The 19,058-nt window shown below is 72.6% G+C and carries 18 protein-coding genes; 4 read left to right on the top strand and 14 right to left on the bottom strand.

All coding sequences use genetic code 11. The annotated features are described in order from the left end of the window. Positions 1–70 precede the first annotated feature (70 nt). The 8 genes from AC1DXT_RS16695 to hrcA form a co-directional block, all read right to left on the bottom strand. Positions 71–1,660, bottom strand: coding sequence for an alpha/beta hydrolase family protein (locus AC1DXT_RS16695; RefSeq protein ID WP_477062425.1), 1,590 nt, complete (start codon positions 1,658–1,660; stop codon positions 71–73). 2 nt (positions 1,661–1,662) lie between these two features. Continuing rightward, positions 1,663–2,580, bottom strand: a complete 918-nt coding sequence (gene era, locus AC1DXT_RS16690; protein ID WP_477062424.1) for a GTPase Era — start codon at positions 2,578–2,580, stop codon at positions 1,663–1,665. Continuing rightward, the gene (locus AC1DXT_RS16685) at positions 2,577–3,896 is read right to left on the bottom strand and encodes a hemolysin family protein (protein WP_477062423.1); all 1,320 of its coding nucleotides are present in this window, start codon (positions 3,894–3,896) and stop codon (positions 2,577–2,579) included. Before AC1DXT_RS16685 ends, era begins: the two co-directional genes overlap by 4 nt. Next, positions 3,893–4,345, bottom strand: coding sequence for an rRNA maturation RNase YbeY (gene ybeY / locus AC1DXT_RS16680; protein ID WP_056090211.1), 453 nt, complete (start codon positions 4,343–4,345; stop codon positions 3,893–3,895). Before ybeY ends, AC1DXT_RS16685 begins: the two co-directional genes overlap by 4 nt. 7 nt (positions 4,346–4,352) lie before the next feature. Further along, positions 4,353–5,351: a PhoH family protein gene (locus AC1DXT_RS16675; RefSeq protein WP_477062422.1), complete on the bottom strand. Its 999-nt coding sequence runs from the start codon at positions 5,349–5,351 to the stop codon at positions 4,353–4,355. A 100-nt stretch (positions 5,352–5,451) separates the two neighbouring features. Beyond that, positions 5,452–6,210 carry a 16S rRNA (uracil(1498)-N(3))-methyltransferase gene (locus AC1DXT_RS16670; protein ID WP_477062421.1) on the bottom strand — a complete coding sequence of 253 codons (759 nt, stop codon included), beginning with the start codon at positions 6,208–6,210 and terminating at the stop codon, positions 5,452–5,454. Between the two features lie 22 nt (positions 6,211–6,232). Next, complete coding sequence (gene dnaJ / locus AC1DXT_RS16665) at positions 6,233–7,360, bottom strand: molecular chaperone DnaJ (RefSeq protein WP_477062420.1); 1,128 nt, start codon at positions 7,358–7,360, stop codon at positions 6,233–6,235. 61 nt (positions 7,361–7,421) lie between these two features. After that, positions 7,422–8,444 carry a heat-inducible transcriptional repressor HrcA gene (hrcA, locus tag AC1DXT_RS16660; protein ID WP_477062419.1) on the bottom strand — a complete coding sequence of 341 codons (1,023 nt, stop codon included), beginning with the start codon at positions 8,442–8,444 and terminating at the stop codon, positions 7,422–7,424. A 126-nt stretch (positions 8,445–8,570) separates the two neighbouring features. On the opposite strand from hrcA, the gene AC1DXT_RS16655 reads away from it, so the two are divergent. Continuing rightward, a complete protein-coding gene (locus AC1DXT_RS16655) occupies positions 8,571–9,428 on the top strand; it encodes a DUF3097 domain-containing protein (RefSeq protein ID WP_477062418.1) in 858 nt (285 codons plus the stop codon). A gap of 45 nt (positions 9,429–9,473) precedes the next feature. On the opposite strand, the gene AC1DXT_RS16650 is transcribed toward AC1DXT_RS16655, so the two are convergent. Next, positions 9,474–10,523, bottom strand: coding sequence for a hypothetical protein (locus AC1DXT_RS16650; protein WP_477062417.1), 1,050 nt, complete (start codon positions 10,521–10,523; stop codon positions 9,474–9,476). A gap of 189 nt (positions 10,524–10,712) precedes the next feature. Between AC1DXT_RS16650 and AC1DXT_RS16645 the strand changes: the two genes are divergently transcribed. Next, positions 10,713–11,093 (top strand): DUF4870 domain-containing protein, encoded by a 381-nt coding sequence (locus AC1DXT_RS16645; RefSeq protein ID WP_477062416.1) that lies wholly within the window; start codon positions 10,713–10,715, stop codon positions 11,091–11,093. Positions 11,094–11,097: 4 nt separating this feature from the next. On the opposite strand, the gene hemW is transcribed toward AC1DXT_RS16645, so the two are convergent. Further along, positions 11,098–12,312: a radical SAM family heme chaperone HemW gene (gene hemW / locus AC1DXT_RS16640; RefSeq protein ID WP_477062415.1), complete on the bottom strand. Its 1,215-nt coding sequence runs from the start codon at positions 12,310–12,312 to the stop codon at positions 11,098–11,100. Then, a complete protein-coding gene (gene lepA, locus AC1DXT_RS16635; protein ID WP_057210804.1) occupies positions 12,309–14,189 on the bottom strand; it encodes a translation elongation factor 4 in 1,881 nt (626 codons plus the stop codon). Before lepA ends, hemW begins: the two co-directional genes overlap by 4 nt. 110 nt (positions 14,190–14,299) lie before the next feature. Here lepA and AC1DXT_RS16630 point away from each other — a divergent pair, with 110 nt between their 5' ends. Then, entirely contained in the window at positions 14,300–15,001 is a 702-nt protein-coding gene (locus tag AC1DXT_RS16630; protein ID WP_477062414.1) for a maleylpyruvate isomerase family mycothiol-dependent enzyme, read from the top strand. A 3-nt stretch (positions 15,002–15,004) separates the two neighbouring features. Here the strand turns inward: AC1DXT_RS16630 and AC1DXT_RS16625 are convergent, their stop codons facing one another. From AC1DXT_RS16625 to AC1DXT_RS16615, 3 genes are read right to left on the bottom strand one after another with little or no spacing between them, the layout of a single operon-like run. Next, positions 15,005–15,844 carry a transglutaminase family protein gene (locus AC1DXT_RS16625; protein WP_477062413.1) on the bottom strand — a complete coding sequence of 280 codons (840 nt, stop codon included), beginning with the start codon at positions 15,842–15,844 and terminating at the stop codon, positions 15,005–15,007. After that, on the bottom strand, positions 15,841–16,770 hold the full coding sequence (locus AC1DXT_RS16620) for an alpha-E domain-containing protein (protein ID WP_477062412.1): 930 nt from the start codon (positions 16,768–16,770) through the stop codon (positions 15,841–15,843). The genes AC1DXT_RS16625 and AC1DXT_RS16620 overlap by 4 nt, the downstream gene beginning before the upstream one ends. Next, positions 16,764–18,353 carry a circularly permuted type 2 ATP-grasp protein gene (locus AC1DXT_RS16615; protein WP_477062411.1) on the bottom strand — a complete coding sequence of 530 codons (1,590 nt, stop codon included), beginning with the start codon at positions 18,351–18,353 and terminating at the stop codon, positions 16,764–16,766. The genes AC1DXT_RS16620 and AC1DXT_RS16615 overlap by 7 nt, the downstream gene beginning before the upstream one ends. Before the next feature lie 87 nt (positions 18,354–18,440). Here AC1DXT_RS16615 and AC1DXT_RS16610 point away from each other — a divergent pair, with 87 nt between their 5' ends. Further along, on the top strand, positions 18,441–18,926 hold the full coding sequence (locus AC1DXT_RS16610; RefSeq protein ID WP_477062410.1) for a type II toxin-antitoxin system PemK/MazF family toxin: 486 nt from the start codon (positions 18,441–18,443) through the stop codon (positions 18,924–18,926). Positions 18,927–19,058 lie beyond the last annotated feature (132 nt).

Raw genomic sequence — 19,058 nt, 5'->3', positions numbered from 1 at the left:
TCCGTTCAGATCATCGGCGCACATCGTGCCGCACGTGAGCGCCTGGTACACAACTTCGACCGATTTGTGGTCAGATCCCCAGCTGGAAGACTCCCCAGTAGGCCAGGACCACGAGCAGGACGACCGAGCCGATCACACCGCCCCACAGCACCGCGGTCCGCACGATGCCGGGCGCCGGGTGCGCGCCGTCGAGCCGGACCCGGCGGCAGCGCCGCAGCAGCAGGACGCCGGCGACGACCACGGCGATGCCCAGCACCCGCACGGCCACCCAGCCGCCCTGCACCACGAGGTCGTCGCGCTCGTAGTCGAGCGCGAGCCGGGCGACCGCGACGATGTACCAGACGAGACCCACGACCGTGAGGATCGCGCCGACCCCGAGGGCGAGCAGAAGTGGGAGCACACCGGGCGCGAACCGCGGTCCGGCGGCCGTCGCCACCGAGCCGCGCTGCCGCCGGACCCGGTCCGTCGCCTCCTCGACCGCGCGCGCGACCAGCAGCGCCAGCGGGCCGAGCACGATGAGGGCGACGGCGGCCAGCGCCAGGGCGAGGACGACGTCGCCGTCCCCCAGCCACCGCGGCTCCGGGACCGGGGCGGCGACGTACGTCTGCACCGGCTGTGCGCCGGCGATGCGCGGCGGGGAGTCGCCGGTCCCCGGCAGGCCGATCACCCAGCCCGCGAGGTCCCGCAGGAACACCGCGTCCACGTCGCCGTCGACGCGGATGCCGTGGTTGGCGCCCTCGTAGTAGCGCACCGTGACGTCGCCGTTCCCCGCGATCGCGGTGTCCCGCAGGATCTGCTCGGCGCCCTGGATGGTGGGCATCGAGGCGTCGCCGGTGCCGTAGACCACGAAGACGGGCTGCGTCATCTCCCGCTGGTACGGGGTGACGTCGAAGTCGGCGTACTCGAACCCGCCCCCGGGCAGGGACATGCCGACCGCCCGCGGGATCGCCCGGAAGACACCGTGCGGCACCCCCGTGTTGCGCAGGTAGGAGTCGACCGCGAACGCGGCCTGCTCCCGCGGCGGCACCACCGGCGAGGACACCAGGACGACGAACGCGATCGTCGGGTCCTGCGCCGCCATGATCGGAGCGATCCAGCCGCCCTCGCTCTCGGCGTAGATGCCCACGCCGTCGGGGTCGACGCCCGGGTACGACTGCAGCACCGCGACCGAGGCGTCGTAGTCCGCCGCCATCAGCACGTAGTCGCGGTGGCGCGTCGTGTACGTGTCGAGCCTCTTGTTGGGCACCATCGCGACGATCCCCGACGCGGCCAGCGCGTGCGCCTGCTCGAGGAACGCGGTGTCGTACCGGCCGGTCCCCGCGCCGTGCACGAACACCACCCCGCGCTTCGGACCCTCGAGCCCGACCGGCTCGCTGATCTGGGCGTCGATCGTGGCGCCGTCCAGCTGCACGGTCACCACGGTGGTGCGGACGTCGTAGGTCTGCACGGGCGCGGCGTCGCCGATCGCCGTCGACGTCGTCTCGACGGTCAGCGGGTCGGCGAGCGGGACCGGGTCCCACTGCGGGCCCATCACGGCACCGAGGATCGCGAGGACCACGATGCCGAGCGCCGTGCTGGCGACGACGCGGTACGACCGGCCGACCTTGCGGTGCACGTCGGTGTCCACGCGCGGCTCAGTGCGCTCGTCCGAGCTCAGCATGGTCAGAAGCCCAGCTTGCCGAGCTGCTTGGGGTCACGCTGCCAGTCCTTGGCCACCTTGACGTGCAGGTCCAGGTAGACCCGGGCACCGAGCAGCGCCTCGATCCCGCGGCGCGCCTGGCTGCCGACGTCGCGCAGCCGCGCACCGCCCTTGCCGATGATGATGGCCTTCTGGCTGTCCCGCTCGACGAACAGGTGCACCCGCACGTCCAGCATCGGCACCCCGTTGGCGGCCGGCTCGTCGCGCGCCACGATCTCGTCGACCACCACGGCCAGCGAGTGCGGAAGCTCGTCGCGCACGCCCTCGAGCGCCGCCTCCCGGACCAGCTCCGCGACCATGACGGCCTCGGGCTCGTCGGTCAGCTCACCCTCGGCGTACAGCGGTGTGCCCTCCGGCAGGTGGCCGATCAGCACGTTCTCCAGCACGTCCACGTTGTAGCCCGAGGTGGCCGAGACGGGCACGATGTCCGCCCACTCCCCCAGCCCCTGGACGGCCATCAGGTGCTCGGCGAGCTTGCCCTTGCCCACGAGGTCCGCCTTGGTGACCACGGCGACCACGGGCGTCCCGCGGCCGTCGCGGGCGAGCTCGCTCATCTGCTCGGCGATGAACCGGTCACCGGGGCCCACACGCTGGTCGGCGGGCAGGCAGAAGCCGACCACGTCGACCTCGGTGAGCGTGTCCTTGACCAGGGCGTTGAGCCGCTCGCCCAGCAGGGTCCGCGGCCGGTGCAGGCCCGGGGTGTCGACGAGGATCAGCTGCGCGTCGGGGCGGTGCACGATGCCGCGGACGGTGTGCCGCGTGGTCTGCGGGCGCCCGGACGTGATGGCGACCTTCTGCCCGACGAGCGCGTTGGTCAGCGTCGACTTCCCGGCGTTGGGGCGCCCGACGAAGCAGGCGAATCCGGAGTGGAACGTGGTCATCGGGTGGCTCCGTGGGTGTCGGTCGGGGCGCGGCCCGGGGTGGGGGTGTCGGCGTCGACGACGCTGGCGAGGACGGTGCCGAGCCGTCGCCGGCGGCCCTCGACGCGCTCGGCGACGAGGTGCAGTCCGTGGATGTCGCCGGCAGAGCCCGGCAGCGGCACCTTGCCGAGCGCCTTGGCGAGCAGGCCGCCCGCGGTGTCGACGTCCTCGTCGTCCACCTCGAGGCCGAACAGCTCGCCCAGCTCGTCCCGGCCGAGCCGCGCGGGGACGCGGAACACGCCGTGCCCCAGGTCCTCCACGACGGGCGCCGTCGGGTCGTGCTCGTCGGTCAGCTCGCCGACGATCTCCTCGATGGCGTCCTCGATGGTCACCAGGCCGGCGATGCCGCCGTACTCGTCGACCACCATCGCCATGTGCGACGAGCCGTCCTGGAGCTCGCGCAGCAGCTCGTCGACCGGCTTCGACTCGGGAACGAAGACCGCCGGGCGCGCCAGCGACGACGCCGGGGCGTTCAGCATCGCCTCCTGCTCGCGGCGGTCCGAGCCGCCTACGGGTCCGATCGGCAGGCGACCGACGACGTCCTTGAGGTACAGCACGCCGCGCAGGTCGTCCACGGAGTCGCCGACCAGCGGCACCCGGGAGAACCCGGACCGCAGCAGCAGGGCGAGCGCCTTGCGCAGGGGCGTGTCGGCCGAGGCGGTGACCATGTCCGTCCGGGGCACCATGACCTCGCGGGTGAGCGTGTCGCCCAGCTCGAGCACCGAGCGGAACATCTCCCGCTCCTCGTCCTCGATCACGTCCGACTCGCTCACGCGCTGCACCATGTCCCGCAGCTCGCTCTCCTCCGCGGCGGCCGACGTCGCACCGGGTCGACCGACCGCGCCCAGGCGGCCGGCGACAGCCGTCACGGCCACGAGCACGTGGGACAGGCGGGTGAGCGTGGCGACGGGATGCTGGCGACCGAGCGTCCGGGGGCTCGCCCGCACCAGCAGGAACGCGACGAGCCCGCAGACCGCGACCGAGACCAGCAGCACCGCCCACCACGCCAGGCCGGCCGCGGCGACCACGAGCGCGATGCACACGGTGGCGGTCATCTCGGCGATCAGCCGCACGAACGCCGCTGCCGACGCGACCCGGGCGGGGTGCTCGGTGAGCGCGCGCACACGGCCGGCGGCGGGGTGGCGGTCGGCCAGCAGCTCGGTCACCGCGGCCCGCGAGATGCGCACCACAGCCACCTCGCCCGCGGAGAGCGCTGCGGCGGCGGCGAAGCCGAGCACGGCCACGACCACGAGGAGCGCGGCGGGGATGTCCGTCATCGCGACGCCAGGAACGTCAGCAGCAGCCGGCGCTGGAGCGCGAACATCTCCTTCTCCTCCTCCGGCTCCGCGTGGTCGTACCCGAGCAGGTGCAGGATCCCGTGCGTGGTCAGGAGCAGCAGCTCCTCCGCGGTCGAGTGGCCCGCCGCGCGCGCCTGCTGCGCCGCGACCTCCGGGCACAGGACGACGTCGCCGAGCAGGCCCGCGGGCGTCGGGTCGCCCTCGCGGCCGGGTCGGAGCTCGTCCATGGGGAACGACAGCACGTCCGTGGGCCCGGGCTCGTCCATCCACTTGACGTGCAGGTCCGTCATCACGTCGGTGCCGACCAGCAGGATCGACACATCCGTCTGCGGGTGCACGTGCATCTCGTCGAGCACGTACCGCGCCAGAGCGGCGAACTCCGCCTCGTCGACGTCGTACCCGGACTCGTTGTTCACCTCGACGCTCACGGCCGCCTCAGCTCCTGTCCCAGCGCGCGTACGCGTCGATGATGTCGCTGACCAGGCGGTGCCGGACCACGTCCGACGACGTCAGCCGGCAGAACGAGACGTCCTCGACCCCGGAGAGGATCTGCTCGACGACGCGCAGACCGGACGTCTGCGACGACGGCAGGTCGACCTGCGTGATGTCCCCGGTGACGACGACCTTGGACCCGAACCCGAGCCGCGTGAGGAACATCTTCATCTGCTCGACCGAGGTGTTCTGCGCCTCGTCGAGGATGATGAACGCGTCGTTCAGGGTGCGCCCGCGCATGTACGCCAGCGGAGCCACCTCGATGGTCCCGGCCTCCATGAGCCGCGGGATGGACTCGGCGTCCACCATGTCGTGCAGCGCGTCGTACAGCGGGCGCAGGTACGGGTCGATCTTGTCCGACAGGCTCCCCGGCAGGAATCCCAGGCGCTCGCCCGCCTCGACGGCAGGTCGGGTGAGGATGATGCGGTGCACCTTGCGGTCCTGCAGGGCCTGCACGGCCTTGGCCATGGCGAGGTACGTCTTGCCGGTGCCCGCCGGTCCGATGCCGAACGTCACGGTGTGCCGGTCGATCGCGTCGACGTAGTCCTTCTGCCCCGAGGTCTTGGCGCGGATGGTCCGGCCGCGGCCGGTGAGGATGTTGAACGACAGCACGTCCGCCGGGCGGGCAGCCGACGCCGCGGTGAGCATGGCGACCGAGCGCGTCACGACGTCGGGGGTGAGCGGCGTGCCACCCGCCGCCATCTCCACCAGCTCGTCGACGAGCCGCGACACCAGGGCCACGTCACCGACCGGGCCGGCAAGCGTCACCTCGTTGCCGCGCACGTGGATGTCGACGGTGGTGAACCCGGACTCGATGGTGCGCAGCACCTCGTCACGGAGTCCGAGCAGCTCGACCATCGAGACCTCGGAGGGGACGCTGATCCGGTGCTCGACGCGCGCGGGTGCGCCGGAGGAACGCGCTGCGGATGTGGACTCGGCCATGTGCTCGGCGGGCGCCGTGCGCTCCTTAGGTCGGTGCGGGTTCGAAGAACGTCCCCCAGTCTACGAGGCTGTGCCCACAGCATTCCCCGCGACGAGCGGATCAGCTCCAGCGACCCAGTCGTTCGGCCAGCAGCGCGAGCGCGACCGGGCCGGCCGTCGAGGTGCGCAGCACGTGCGGCCCCAGCCGCACGGCGCGTGCTCCGGCGTCGACCAGGCGGCCGAGCTCTCCGTCGCCGATGCCGCCCTCGGGGCCGACCACGACCAGGCACTCGCCCGCGTCGGGCAGCGTCGTCGCGGCGATCGGCTCCGTCGCCTCCTCGTGCAGCACGAGCACCACCCCGCCGGCCGCGACCGCAGCACGCACCCGCTCGACCAGCCCCCGCCCGTCGAGCGCGGCCTCCACCGCGGGCACCCACGCCCGTCGCGACTGCTTCGCGGCGGCCCTGACGGTGCCCAGCCACCGGGCCCGGCTCTTCGCCGCACGCTCGCCGCGCCAGACGACGATCGACCGCTCCGCCTGCCACGGCACCACGACGTCCACACCGACCTCGGTGGCCGCCTCGATGGCCATCTCGTCGCGGTCCCCCTTGGCGAGGGCCTGCACGAGCACCAGCGCCACGGCGGGTGCCGGCTCGACGACGCGCTGCTGCACGTGCACGAGCACGCCCTCGGAAGTCACCTCGCCGACCACCCCGACGAGCCGGACGCCGGAACCGTCCACCACGTCGACCCGCTCCCCCGGGCTGCGGCGCTGCACGACCCCGGCGTGGCGGCCCTCGGTGCCATCGAGCAGGTACGTCGCGCCGTCGGTCACGGCGTCGAGCGAGCCGGGCTCGGCCAGGAACACGGGCGCGCTCATGACGCGGCCGTCGCCGTCACGCTCACCGACCGGAGAGCTTGTCGCGCAGCTTGGCGAACACGCCGGAGCTCGACGCCGCGAGCCGCGCCTCCGGACGCTCCTCGCCGCGCAGGGTCGCGAGCCGGCGCAGCAGCTCCGCCTGCTCGTCGTCCATGGCGGTCGGCACGTGCACCTCGACATGGACGTGCAGGTCACCGCGACCGGGGGCGTGCAGGTGACCGACGCCGAGACCCTTGAGCGAGACGATCTGGGACGGCTGCGTGCCGGGACGCAGGTCGACCTCCTGCGGACCGTCCAGCGTGTCCAAGGTGAGCACGGTGCCCAGGGCGGCCGCGGTCATCGGCACCTCGAGCGTGGCGTGCAGGTCGTCGCCGCGCCGCACGAACGTGTCGTGCTTGCGCTCGCGCACCTCGAGGTAGACGTCTCCGGCCGGACCGCCGGCCGGACCGACCTCGCCCTGGCCGGTGAGCTTGATCCGCGTGCCGGTGTCCACGCCGGCGGGCACGTCCACGGCCAGCGTGCGGCGCGAGCGGACCCGGCCCTCGCCGGAGCACTCGGTGCACGGCTCGGGGATGACGGTGCCGAAGCCGTGGCACGCGGCGCAGGGCTGCGTGGTCATGACCTGGCCGAGGAACGAGCGTGCGACGCGCTGCACCGACCCGCGGCCGCCGCAGACCTCGCAGGTGCGCGGCGACGTGCCCGGACGGCAGCACGACCCGCTGCAGGTCGGGCAGATCACCGCGGTGTCCACCGGGACCTCGCGGTGCACGCCGAACGTGACCTCGGCGAGGTCCAGGTCGAGCCGCACGAGGGCGTCCTGACCCCGGCGGGCCCGCGGGATCGGGCCGCGCTGCGCCGCCGCGCCCGTGGCGGCACCGAAGAACGTCTCGAAGATGTCCTGGAAGCCGAAGCCGCCACCCATGCCGCCGCCGGGGGACGACGGGTCCCCGCCCAGGTCGTAGGCGCGACGCTTCTCGGGGTTGCCGAGGACGTCGTACGCGCGGGAGACGTCCTTGAACGTGTCCTCGGAGCCGGCGTCCGCCCCCGCGACGTCGGGGTGGTGCTCGCGGGCGAGCTTGCGGTACGCCTTCTTGATCTGCTCCGGCGTCGCGTCGCGCGGCACGCCGAGGATCTCGTAGTAGTCGGTCACAGGAGGGTCTGCTCGCTTCCAGGTGTCTCTGGGCAGGTGTCAGGACAGGTTGTCGGGGGCGTCATTGCGCGAGGATGCGCGTCAGGTACCGGGCCACCGCGCGGACCGCGGACATGGTGCCGGGGTAGTCCATCCGGAGCGGGCCGATCGAGCCGATGCGCGCCACCGAGCCACCACCCTCGTCGCCGTAGCCGGTGGTCACGAAGCTCGTCTCGAACAGCCCGTCGTGCTGGGTCTCGCGGCCGATGCGCACCGCGACCGTCGCATGGTCCTCGGCCATCTCGGACAGCAGCCGCAGGAGCACCACCTGCTCCTCGAGCGCCTCGAGCACCGGGCCGATCGCGCGCACGTCGGTGCTGCCGACGCGCGCGAGGTTGGCGGTGCCGGCCAGCACCACGCGCTCCTCGGACTCCTGCGCCAGCGTCTCCTCGAGCACCGCGACGACCGCGTTGACGAGCGCCTGGTCCGCGGGCGCGAACGCGTCGGTCAGCTCGCCCAGCGCCACCGGCAGCTCGGACAGCCGACGCCCGRCCGCGCTCACGTTCAGGCGCGACCGCAGCCGCGCCACCACCGCCTCGTCGAGGTCCGTGACCAGCTCCAGCGTCCGCTGCTCGACGCGGCCCGTGTCGGTGATGAGCACGACGAGCAGGTGGCGCGAGCCGACGGGGACGAGCTCCACGTGCCGCAGCGCCGAGCGCCGCAGGGACGGGTACTGCACCACGGCGACCTGGTGCGTCAGCTGCGCGATGAGCCGCACGGCCCGGTCGACGACGTCGTCGAGGTCCTGCGCGTTCTCCAGGAACGTGCCGATGGCACGGCGCTCCGGGCTGGACAGCGGCTTCACCGTCGAGAGCTGGTCGACGAACAGCCGGTAGCCCTTGTCCGTCGGCACCCGGCCGGCCGACGTGTGCGGCTGGGCGATGTACCCGCCCTCCTCGAGGGCGGCCATGTCGTTGCGGATGGTCGCGGGCGAGACGCCGAGCGAGTGCCGCTCGACGAGCGCGCGCGAGCCCACAGGCTCCTTGGTGGCGACGTAGTCCTCGACGATCGCGCGCAGCACGTCCAGCCGCCGGTCCTCGCTCATGTCGCCTCCTCCGTCGTCACCACGGGGTAGCACTCCCCGCACAGGAGTGCCAATGCTACGCCGGGGGCGGGAGACTCACGGGGCGGCGTCCGGTGAGGGCGTGACCGAGACCCCTAGGCTGCCCGGGTGAACGACGACCGCTACGGCTCGGACGTGCTCGGGGGCTCCGGCTCGACGCACCACCGACCCACCCGCACCAGCCGCCCGCAGCCCGCCGAGACCGGCCTCGTCGTCGAGGAGGTCACCACCGGGTGGGTCGGCGCCGTCGTCCGGGTGGAGAAGTCGGGCGGCCAGCACGTCGTCGTCCTCGAGGACCGGCGCGGCCGCACCCGCACCTTCCCGCTGGGTCGCGGCTTCTGGCTCGACGGCGAGCCCGTGGCGCTCACCGCCCCCGTGCGCGCCCCGGCACCTGCGAAGCCCACCCGGACGGCCTCGGGGTCCGTCGCCGTGCACGACGCCCGCGCTCGCGTGGCCCGCGGCAGCAGGATCTGGGTCGAGGGCAAGCACGACGCCGAGCTGGTGGAGAAGGTCTGGGGCGACGACCTGCGGCTCGAGGGCGTGGTGGTCGAGCTGCTCGACGGCGTCGACAACCTCGCCGACGCCCTGCGTGACTTCTCCCCCGGCCCCGGTCGCCGCGTGGGGGTGCTGGTGGACCACCTGGTGTCCGGGTCGAAGGAGAGCCGGATCGCCGCCGACGCCGTCCGCGGTCACCCCGCGGGTTCCGTCCTCGTGCTCGGGCACCCGTACGTCGACGTGTGGCAGGCCGTCCGACCCGAGCGCATCGGGCTGTCCGCGTGGCCAGTCATCGAGCGCGGCACCGAGTGGAAGCACGGGATCCTGCGCGAGCTCGGCTGGCCCGCGGACGAGCAGGCGGACGTCGCCCGGGCGTGGCAGCGGATCCTGCGGTCGGTGCGCAGCTACGCCGACCTGGAGCCGAGCCTGCTGGGCCGCGTCGAGGAGCTCATCGACTTCGTCACGGCATGACGGTGCCCGGCCGACCAGGGGTCGACCGGGCACCCGTGCAGACGATCAGGCCGCGATCGGGTCCCCGAGCAGGCGCTTGAACAGGAACGCCGTCGCGAGCAGCACGACCGGCACGGCGACCAGCAGGCCGACGCCGCAGAGGATCGCACCGCCGATGAAGATCGCGATGCTGAGCAGGTAGAACAGGATCGTCGTCGACAGGTTCGCCGTGACGAGCTGGTAGCTGGCCTTCATGGCGTCGATCGGCGCCAGGCGCTTGTCGATGACGAACCAGAAGGTGAACAGCAGCAGGAAGTTCACCGCGAGCGCGATCAGCCCGCCGAAGAACGGGACGACGTTGAGCACCGCGTTCACCACAGCGAGGATCAGCGCGGTGAGGATGACCGGCCCCGGCTCGACGATCCTGAAGAAGTCGCCGAAGCTCAGCTGCCGACCCTCGGTGACGTCGAGCGCCGCCCGGATGAACGCCGCCTGGATGAGGTAGCCGGCGATCGCGGCCACGGCGGAGAACACGAACGTCCCCAGCGAGAACCCGAGCGAGATGCCCGCGGACATGTCGCCGTCCGGGTAGAAGAGCGCCCCGAAGCCACCGAAGATGGCGCCGACGATGGACAGCAGGATGATCGCGGCGACGAACCACACCAGCGCGGCGAGGATGAACAGGCCGCCCTGCTGCGTGAACTTCTTCCAGCCGTACGAGTAGGCCTCACCGATCGGAGAGGCCTGGACGGGTGCTCCGTAGCCACCGACCGGGGGCGGGTAGGCACCCGGGGCCCCCTGGCCGTAGCCGGGCGGCGGCGGAGGCGGCGGGTAGCCGCCGGGCGCAGGCTGACCGTACGGGGACGCCTGCGGGGGGTACCCGGCGGGCGGCTGGCCGTAGGCGGGGGCCGGCGGGGGCCCGGCGGGGGGCTGTCCGTACGACGGTGCGGGTGGCGCGGGCGGGACCGGCGGCGCAGGCGGGACCGGCGGCGCGGGCGGGACCGCGGGTGCGGGGTCGGGCACGGGCGGGACCGGCGCCGTCGGCGGCTCGACGGGCTCAGCCGCCTTCGCGGGCTCGTCGTCGCGCGGCGGGGTACCGCCGGGGTTCTCGCTCATGCGTGGCCTCCCTGGTCACAGGGCGATCGTCGCCCAGGCGTCAGCGAACCGGGGCCGGAGGGCGCGTGTCAAGGAAGCGGGCCTTCCGGGCATGTCGGCGAGTCGCCGAACCGCCCGGCGCGGTGCTGCGCCCCTCGGTAGGCTGGCGTGCCGTCACGCCGACGACCCACCCACGAGGAGTGCGCCGCGATGTCGTACGAGCCCTACCAGAGCCCGCCCCCGAGCGGTGCCGACCAGGACCGCACCTGGGCCATGCTCGCGCACCTGGGCGGCATCCTCGCCTACGTCTGGGCCGGCTGGATCCCCGCCCTGGTCATCTGGCTGGTGCATCGCGAGAAAGGCGGCCCCGCGGCGTCGGAGGCCCGGCTGGCGCTCAACTTCCAGCTCACCGTCCTGATCGGCCTGATCATCTGCGCGGTCGTGCGCGCGATCCCCGTGATCGGCGTCGTCGGCTGGCTGGGCTTCATCGGCCTGAGCATCGCCAGCCTTGTCCTGGGCATCCTCGCGGCGATCACGGTCCAGCGCGGCGGCTCGTACCGGTACCCGTTCAGCCTGGAGCTGGTGCGCTGACGCGTCAGCCCGCGAGCGTGCGCACGACGGCGTCCGCGAGCAGCCGCCCGCGCCGCGTCAGCACCAGCCGCCGTCCGCCGACCGCCTCGCGCCCGTCGACGAGCCCGTCCGCGACGAGCCCCGCCACGGACGGCCGCGCGTCGGCAGGCAGCGCGTCGAGCGGCAGCCCGGCGGCGAGGCGTACCCCCAGCATCAGCCGTTCGAGCACCGCGCCGTCGCCCGTGACGGTCTCGCGCCCGGCCGCCGGGCTCAAGCCGCGGTCCAGGCGGTCGGCGTAGGCACGCGGGTGCTTGACGTTCCACCAGCGCACGCCGCCCACGTGGCTGTGGGCGCCGGGTCCGATCCCCCACCAGTCGTCGCCCCGCCAGTAGCTGAGGTTGTGCCGGCAGGCGTCGGCGGGCGTCCGCGCCCAGTTGCTCACCTCGTACCAGTGCAACCCGGCGGCCTCGAACAGGTCGTCGGCCAGCTCGTACTTCGCCGCCTGGTCGTCGCCGTCGGGCAGCTCGAGCTCGCCCCGGCGCACCTGCACGGCCATCCGCGTGCCCGCCTCGACCACGAGCGCGTACGCGGACACATGGTCGACACCCGTCGCGAGCGCCGCCTCGACGCTGGTGCGCCAGTCGTCGAGCGACTCCCCCGGCGTGCCGTAGATGAGGTCGAGCGACACGGCCAGGCCGGCGTCGCGGGCCCAGCGCACGACGTCCGGGATCCGACGAGGGTCGTGCGTGCGGTCGAGCGTGGCCAGGACGTGCGGTACCGCGGACTGCATCCCGAACGAGACGCGCGTGAACCCCGCGTCGGCCAGCGCCGCGAGCGACTCGGGCGTGACCGAGTCGGGGTTCGCCTCGGTGGTGACCTCGACGTCGTCGGCGAACCCCCACGCGTCGCGGACGCCGCCGAGCATGCGCGCGAGGTCGGGGACGGACAGGACGGTCGGGGTACCGCCGCCGACGAACACCGTGGCGACGGGCCGGCGCGGGAGGATCCGGGACGCGAGCGCGATCTCCGTCAGCGCGGTGTCCGCGTACGCGTGCTGGCTCGCGCCGCCGCCCAGCTCCGTCGCGGTGTACGTGTTGAAGTCGCAGTAGCCGCAGCGCACGGTGCAGAAGGGCACGTGCAGGTAGACGGCGAACGCGCGCTCGTCGGCACCCTCGAACGCCGACGCCGGCAGTGCCCCGTCGTCGGGCGCGACGTCTCCCTCGGGGAGCGCCGGGCTCACTTCTTCTTCGCGTCCTTGCCGCCGGCCGACCCCGCGGGCTCGCTGGACAGCGCGGCGATGAAGGCCTCCTGCGGCACGTCGACCCGGCCGATCGTCTTCATGCGCTTCTTGCCCTCCTTCTGCTTCTCCAGGAGCTTGCGCTTGCGGGTGATGTCGCCGCCGTAGCACTTGGCCAGGACGTCCTTGCGGATGGCCCGGATGGTCTCGCGCGCGATGATCCGGGCGCCGATCGCGGCCTGGATGGGCACCTCGAACTGCTGGCGCGGGATGAGGTCCTTGAGCTTGGCGGTCATCATCACGCCGTACGCGTACGCCTTGTCCTTGTGCACGATCGCGCTGAACGCGTCGACCGTCTCGCCCTGGAGCAGGATGTCGACCTTCACCAGGTCCGCCACCTGGTCGCCGATGCGCTCGTAGTCGAGGCTCGCGTACCCGCGCGTCTTGGACTTCAGCTGGTCGAAGAAGTCGAACACGATCTCCGCCATGGGCAGGACGTACCTCAGCTCGACGCGCTCCTCGGACAGGTAGTCCATGCCTTGCAGCTCGCCGCGCTTGGTCTGGCAGAGCTCCATGATCGCGCCGATGAACTCGCTCGGGGACAGGATCGTCGCCTTGACCATCGGCTCGTTGACGTCGCCGATCTTGCCCGCGGGGAACTCGCTCGGGTTGGTCACCGTGACCACGGTCTTGTCCTCGAGGGTGACCTCGTAGACGACGTTCGGCGCGGTCGAGATGAGGTCCAGGTCGAACTCGCGCTCGAGCCGCTCACGCACGATCTCGAGGTGCAGCAGGCCGAGGAAGCCCACGCGGAACCCGAACCCGAGCGCCACCGACGTCTCCGGCTCGTAGTTCAGGGCCGCGTCGTTCAGCTTCAGCTTGTCGAGGGCGTCCCGGAGGATCGGGTAGTCCGTGCCGTCGATCGGATAGAGGCCGGAGAACACCATCGGCTTCGGGTCGGAGTACCCGCCGAGGGCGTGCGCCGCCGGCTTGCTCGCGTTGGTGACGGTGTCGCCCACCTTGGACTGGCGCACGTCCTTCACGCCGGTGATCAGGTAGCCCACCTCGCCGACCCCGAGGCCCTTCGTCGGCACGGGCTCCGGGGAGATGACGCCGATCTCGAGCAGCTCGTGCGTCGCGCGCGTCGACATCATGACGATCTTCTCGCGCGGGTTGAGGTTGCCGTCGATGACGCGGACGTACGTGACGACACCGCGGTACGTGTCATACACCGAGTCGAAGATCATCGCGCGGGCCGGGGCGTCGGCGTCGCCGGTGGGCGGCGGGACCAGCTCGACGATGCGGTCCAGCAGCTCGACCACCCCTGCACCCGTCTTGCCGGACACCCGCAGGCAGTCCTCGGGCTCGCCGCCGATGAGCTTGGCCAGCTCCTCCGCGTACTTCTCGGGCTGGGCGGCCGGCAGGTCGATCTTGTTGAGCACCGGGATGATCGTCAGGTCGTTCTCGAGCGCCAGGTACAGGTTGGCCAGCGTCTGGGCCTCGATGCCCTGCGCGGCGTCGACCAGCAGCACGGCACCCTCGCAGGCGGCCAGCGACCGGGACACCTCGTAGGTGAAGTCGACGTGCCCGGGGGTGTCGATCATGTTGAGCGCGAAGGCCTTGTCGTCCACGCCCCACGGCATGCGCACGGCCTGCGACTTGATGGTGATGCCGCGCTCGCGCTCGATGTCCATGCGGTCCAGGTACTGCGCGCGCATGGCCCGCGAGTCGACGACGCCCGTGAGCTGCAGCATGCGGTCGGCCAGCGTGGACTTGCCGTGGTCGATGTGCGCGATGATGCAGAAGTTGCGCAGCAGCTCGGGCGCCGTCGCCGCGGGGTGGATGCGCGACGCGAGGGCTGCACTCGGGATCGGGGACAAGCGGACTGCTCCTGGCGCTGGAGTCGGTGGCGCGCGCGGTGGCGCCTTCCCGACGGACGGTGACCGGTGCCAGCCTGTCGGCTGTCGGTGGTCGGTCCCACCATGGTCCCATGACGTCGACCCGGAACTCTCCCGACCTGCTCTCGGTGCTCGGCGGCTTGCAGGACGACTTCCTCGCGACGATCCCTCTCGTCGACCCCACCACCCGCGTCCCGTGGTGCGGCCGATGGCGGGTCAAGGACCTCGTGATCCACCTCGCCCGCATCCATCACTGGGCGGCCGGCCAGGCACGCCGTCGGCAGGAGACACCGCTGGGCCGCGGCCCGTTCGTGCTCGAGGAGCTCTACGCCACGTGCGCCACCGAGCTGCGCGAGACGCTGGCCGGGCTCGGCCCGGACGCCGAGTCCTGGACGCTGCTCGGCAACGGACCGGCGTCGTTCTGGCACCGCCGCCAGACCCACGAGACCCTGGTCCACCTGTGGGACCTGCGCACCGCGGGCGGGCTCGACCTGACGGTGGACGCAGGTCTCTGGGCGGACACCGTGGACGAGGTCGTCACCGTGATGCAGCCGCGTCAGGAGCGCATGGGCCGGATGGAGCCGCTCGTCGCACCGATCGAGCTCGTCGCGGACGACGCCGGGCGTACGTGGCTGCTCGGGGGGACCACGACCCCGGCCGCCACCGTGACCGGCCCCGCCGATGCCCTCGCGCTGCTGCTGTGGGGACGTGCGACACCCGACCACCCGCGCCTCACGGTCGACGGCGACGCCGACGCGCTGGACGACGCGCTCGGCCGCCGGATGACGCCCTGACCGTCAGGCCTCGCGCGTGATCTGCACCTGGACCTCGGCGTCCTGCGTCCCCGCGCCTGCGTAGATCCCCCGCAGTGGCGGCACGTCGTCGTAGGAGCGGCCGCGCGCGAGCACCACGTGGTGGTCACCCGCGATCACCCGGTTGGTCACGTCGTAGGCGAACCACTCGCCCACCCACCACTCCACCCAGGCGTGCGAGTCGCCGAGCACCGTCGAGCCCACCGGCGCACCGGAGTCGGGGTGCAGGTACCCCGACACGTACCGCGCGGGGATCCCGATGGACCGCAACGCGCCGGTGACCAGGTGCGCGATGTCCTGGCACACGCCCGCTCGGGCGACCCACGCCTCCGACGCCGGGGTGTGCACCGTGGTGACGCCGGGGATGTACTCCATCTCGTCGCGCAGGGCCGCGGACACCGCCAGCGCCGCCTCGGCCGGCTCGAGCCCGGCGGCCGCGCGCTGCGCGATCTCGATCACGTCCTCGGGCGGCGCGGTCGTCGGGGTGTCCGAGAGGAACTCCGCCAGCCGGTCGCGCAGCTCGCCCCCGCGCAGGGTGTCCCAGCCGGCCGGGCTGCGCAGCGGACCCCGCTCGGCCACCTCGACCAGGTGCTCCGCGGTGATCACCATCGACTCGTGGGGGGTGAGCACCTCGAAGGCGGTGACCGCGGTCCCCCAGTAGTCGCGGTACTCGGACCACCCGGTGTGCGGCTGCACGTCGAGCTTCGTCTCGAGGACCGTCTGCCCCTGCTGGGAGAACGGCGTCATCCGCGCCTCGTTGTACGACGCCAGCACCGCGCTGGTGTACCGGAACGTCGACGTGTGCACGACCCGCAACCGGCTCACAGTGCTTCTCCCACCCAGTTGGTCGAGGACGCGCTCGGGAAGTACCGGCCGCGGATCGCGTCGGACGCCGCCGAGCAGGCTCGTTGCACGCGTTCCATCTCCTTGGGCAGAGCGTCCAGCACCTCGATCAGCGGCCGGTACTCGAGGTTCGTGCGCACGTGGCCGATGTGGCGCCGTGCGTCGTCGACCGCGGCCCGGTCGGAGGCACCCTCGAGGTTGGCCAGGCACGCCTCCGCCTGGTTCAGCGCGAACACGATGGACCGCGGGAACAGCCGGTCGGTCAGGAGGAACCCGGCGGCGCGCTCGTCGGAGGCCGCCCCGCGGTACATCCGCAGGAACGCCTCGTGCGCGCCGCAGGACCGCAGCAGGGTGGTCCAGCTCGGGCCGGCGGAGCCGGCGAGCGCTCGGGTGGTCAGCAGCCGCGCGGTCATGTCCGCCCGCTCGATCGAGCGCCCCAGCACCATGAAGTTCCAGGTGTCGTCGCGCGACGTCGCGGAGTCCATGATCCCGGCAACGATGGCCGCCCGCTCCCGCACCCAGGTGAAGTAGTCGTGCGGACGCGCCGGCCGCATGTGCGACGGCAGCTGGTTCCAGGTCGCGTTGAGGCACTCCCAGAGCTCGGTCGAGATGATCTCGCGGGCACGCCGGGCGTTCTCGCGCGCCGACACCAGGGACCCGGCGATCGACGACGGCGCGAACCGGTCGTACGCGAGCATGTCGAGCACGTACTCACGGCCGACCTCGACGTGCGCGGGCGGTGGCTCCCGGTCCATCACGGACAGCAGCGACCGGCAGGCCAGGTCCTCCTCCGCCCAGGGGTCCTCGAGCAGGATCTGCACGTGCACGTCGAGCAGGCGGGCGGTGTCGTCCGCGCGCTCGACATAGCGTCCGATCCAGAACAGCGACTCCGCGATCCGGCTCAGCACGAGGCACCTCCTGCGGTGGACGTCCGGCCCTGCTGCTGCTGCATCACCTGGGCGCGCACGTCGTTGGGGTTGGAGTCGATCGGGACCGCCGCGTCCTGCGCCACGGACTGCGGGAGGTCGGTCTCGCGGCGCACAGCCCGGCGAGGCACCGCACCGCCGAGCACCCAGGTGTCCTTGGACCCGCCACCTTGCGACGAGTTGACCACGAGCTCGCCCTCCGGGAGGGCGACCCGGGTGAGTCCGCCGGGGAGCACGAAGACCGACTCGCCGTCGTTCACCGCGAACGGGCGCAGGTCCGTGTGCCGCGGTCGCAGCCCGTCCTCGACGAGGGTCGGCACGGTCGACAGCTGGACTACCGGCTGCGCGATCCACCCCCGGGGGTCGTTCCGGAGCCGGATCTTGAGCGCAGCAAGCTCGGCAGCGGAGGCCCGCGGCCCGACGACCAGGCCCTTGCCGCCCGAGCCGTCCACCGGCTTCACCACGAGCTCGTCGAGCCGGTCCAGCACCTCCTCGAGCGCGTCCGGCTCCTCGAGCCGCCACGTGTCCACATTGCGCAGGATGGGCTGCTCGCTCAGGTAGTACCGGATGAGGTCGGGGACGTAGGTGTAGACGAGCTTGTCGTCCGCCACGCCGTTGCCGACGGCGTTCGCGATCGTCACGGTGCCGTTGCGGGCGCACGTCATCAGGCCCGGGCTGCCGAGGTAGGAGTCGTTGCGGAAGACGACCGGGTCGAGGTAGTCGTCGTCGACGCGCCGGTAGATCACGTCGACCCGGCGCCGGCCCTGGGTGGTCCGCATCCAGACGCGCCCGCCGGAGCAGAACAGGTCGCGGCCCTCCACCAGCTCGACGCCCATCATCCGGGCCAGCAGCGAGTGCTCGTAGTAGGCGCTGTTGAACACGCCCGGCGTCAGCACGACGACCGTCGGCTCGTCGACCCCGGACGGAGCAGCCGCCATGAGGGCCGCGAGGAGCCGGCGCGGATAGTCGGCGACCGGCCGGATCCGCAGGGCCGCGAACAGCTCGGGGAACGTCTGCGCCATCGCGCGCCGGTTGGAGAGCACGTAGCTGACGCCGCTGGGCACCCGGACGTTGTCCTCCAGCACACGCCAGCCGCCGAGGCTGTCCCGCACCAGGTCGATGCCGGACACGTGCACGCGGACACCGTTCGGCGGGTTGATGCCGCGGGCGGCGCGCAGGAAGTTGGTCGACGACACCACGACGCTGCGCGGGATCACGCCGTCCGCGATGGCGCGCTGCGGTCCGTAGACGTCCGCGAGGAAGGCCTCGAGGGCGCGCACCCGCTGGGCCACGCCGGGCGCCACGTGCTCCCACTCGTCACCTGCGAGCACGCGCGGCACGACGTCGAGCGGGAAGGGCCGCTCCTCACCTGCGAAGTCGAAGGTGACACCCTGCGCCAGGTACGAGCGGGCCAACGTCTCGGCCCGCGCACGCAGCTCGCCGGCGCTCAGCTGGGCGAGTGCGCGGTGCAGTCCCTTGTAGGCCGCGCGCGAGCCTCCGCCGTCGGGATCGATCATCTCGTCCCACGCCGGGCCGGTCGGGTAGTCGTCGAACAGGTCCGCCATGATCCGGACAGTAACCGCCCGGTGATAACGCCGCGTTTCGTGGAGGGACGTCGGCGAGCCGACCGAGCCGCCGGGTACCGTCGTCCCGTGACCACGACGTCTGGCTGGACCCGGGTGCGCGGCATCCTGCGCGACGCGGTCGCCGGCCTGAAGCGCACGTCGCGTGCACCGACCACGACGCGGACGCCGCTCCCCGGCGGGCTGGAGTACTCGCCCCGGCTGGACGGCGACGCCGACCCCGGCGAGATCGTGTGGGCGTGGGTCCCGTTCGAGGACGACCCGAGCAAGGGCAAGGACCGCCCGGTGCTGGTCATCGGGCGCGACGGGTCACGGCTCCGGGGCCTGATGCTCACGAGCAAGGACCACTCGCGCGACGCCGCCCTGGAGGCACGGCGAGGTCGGGTGTGGATGGACATCGGCTCTGGCGCCTGGGACTCCCAGCGTCGTCCGAGCGAGGTCCGTCTCGACCGCGTCCTCACCCTGGACGCGTCGGCGGTCCGTCGCGAGGGCGCGATCGTGGACCGCGCCCTGTTCGACCGGGTGGCCGCCGAGCTGCGCAGGACCCAGTCCTGACCCGACCGCGACGAGCCCTGTCAGACCCGTCACAGCGTTCAGCCGCGGGGCTCCCGCCTGCTAACATGGTCACTCGCGTGTCCGCCCGGGTCGGCGGGCACAAGCCCAGTTCCTCACCGCGGGTGTCCCCAC

This window comes from Cellulomonas sp. P1_G12_2 (genome assembly GCF_056405535.1).
Note: the sequence above shows the minus strand (reverse complement) of the source record. Positions and strands in the feature narration are given on the sequence as shown.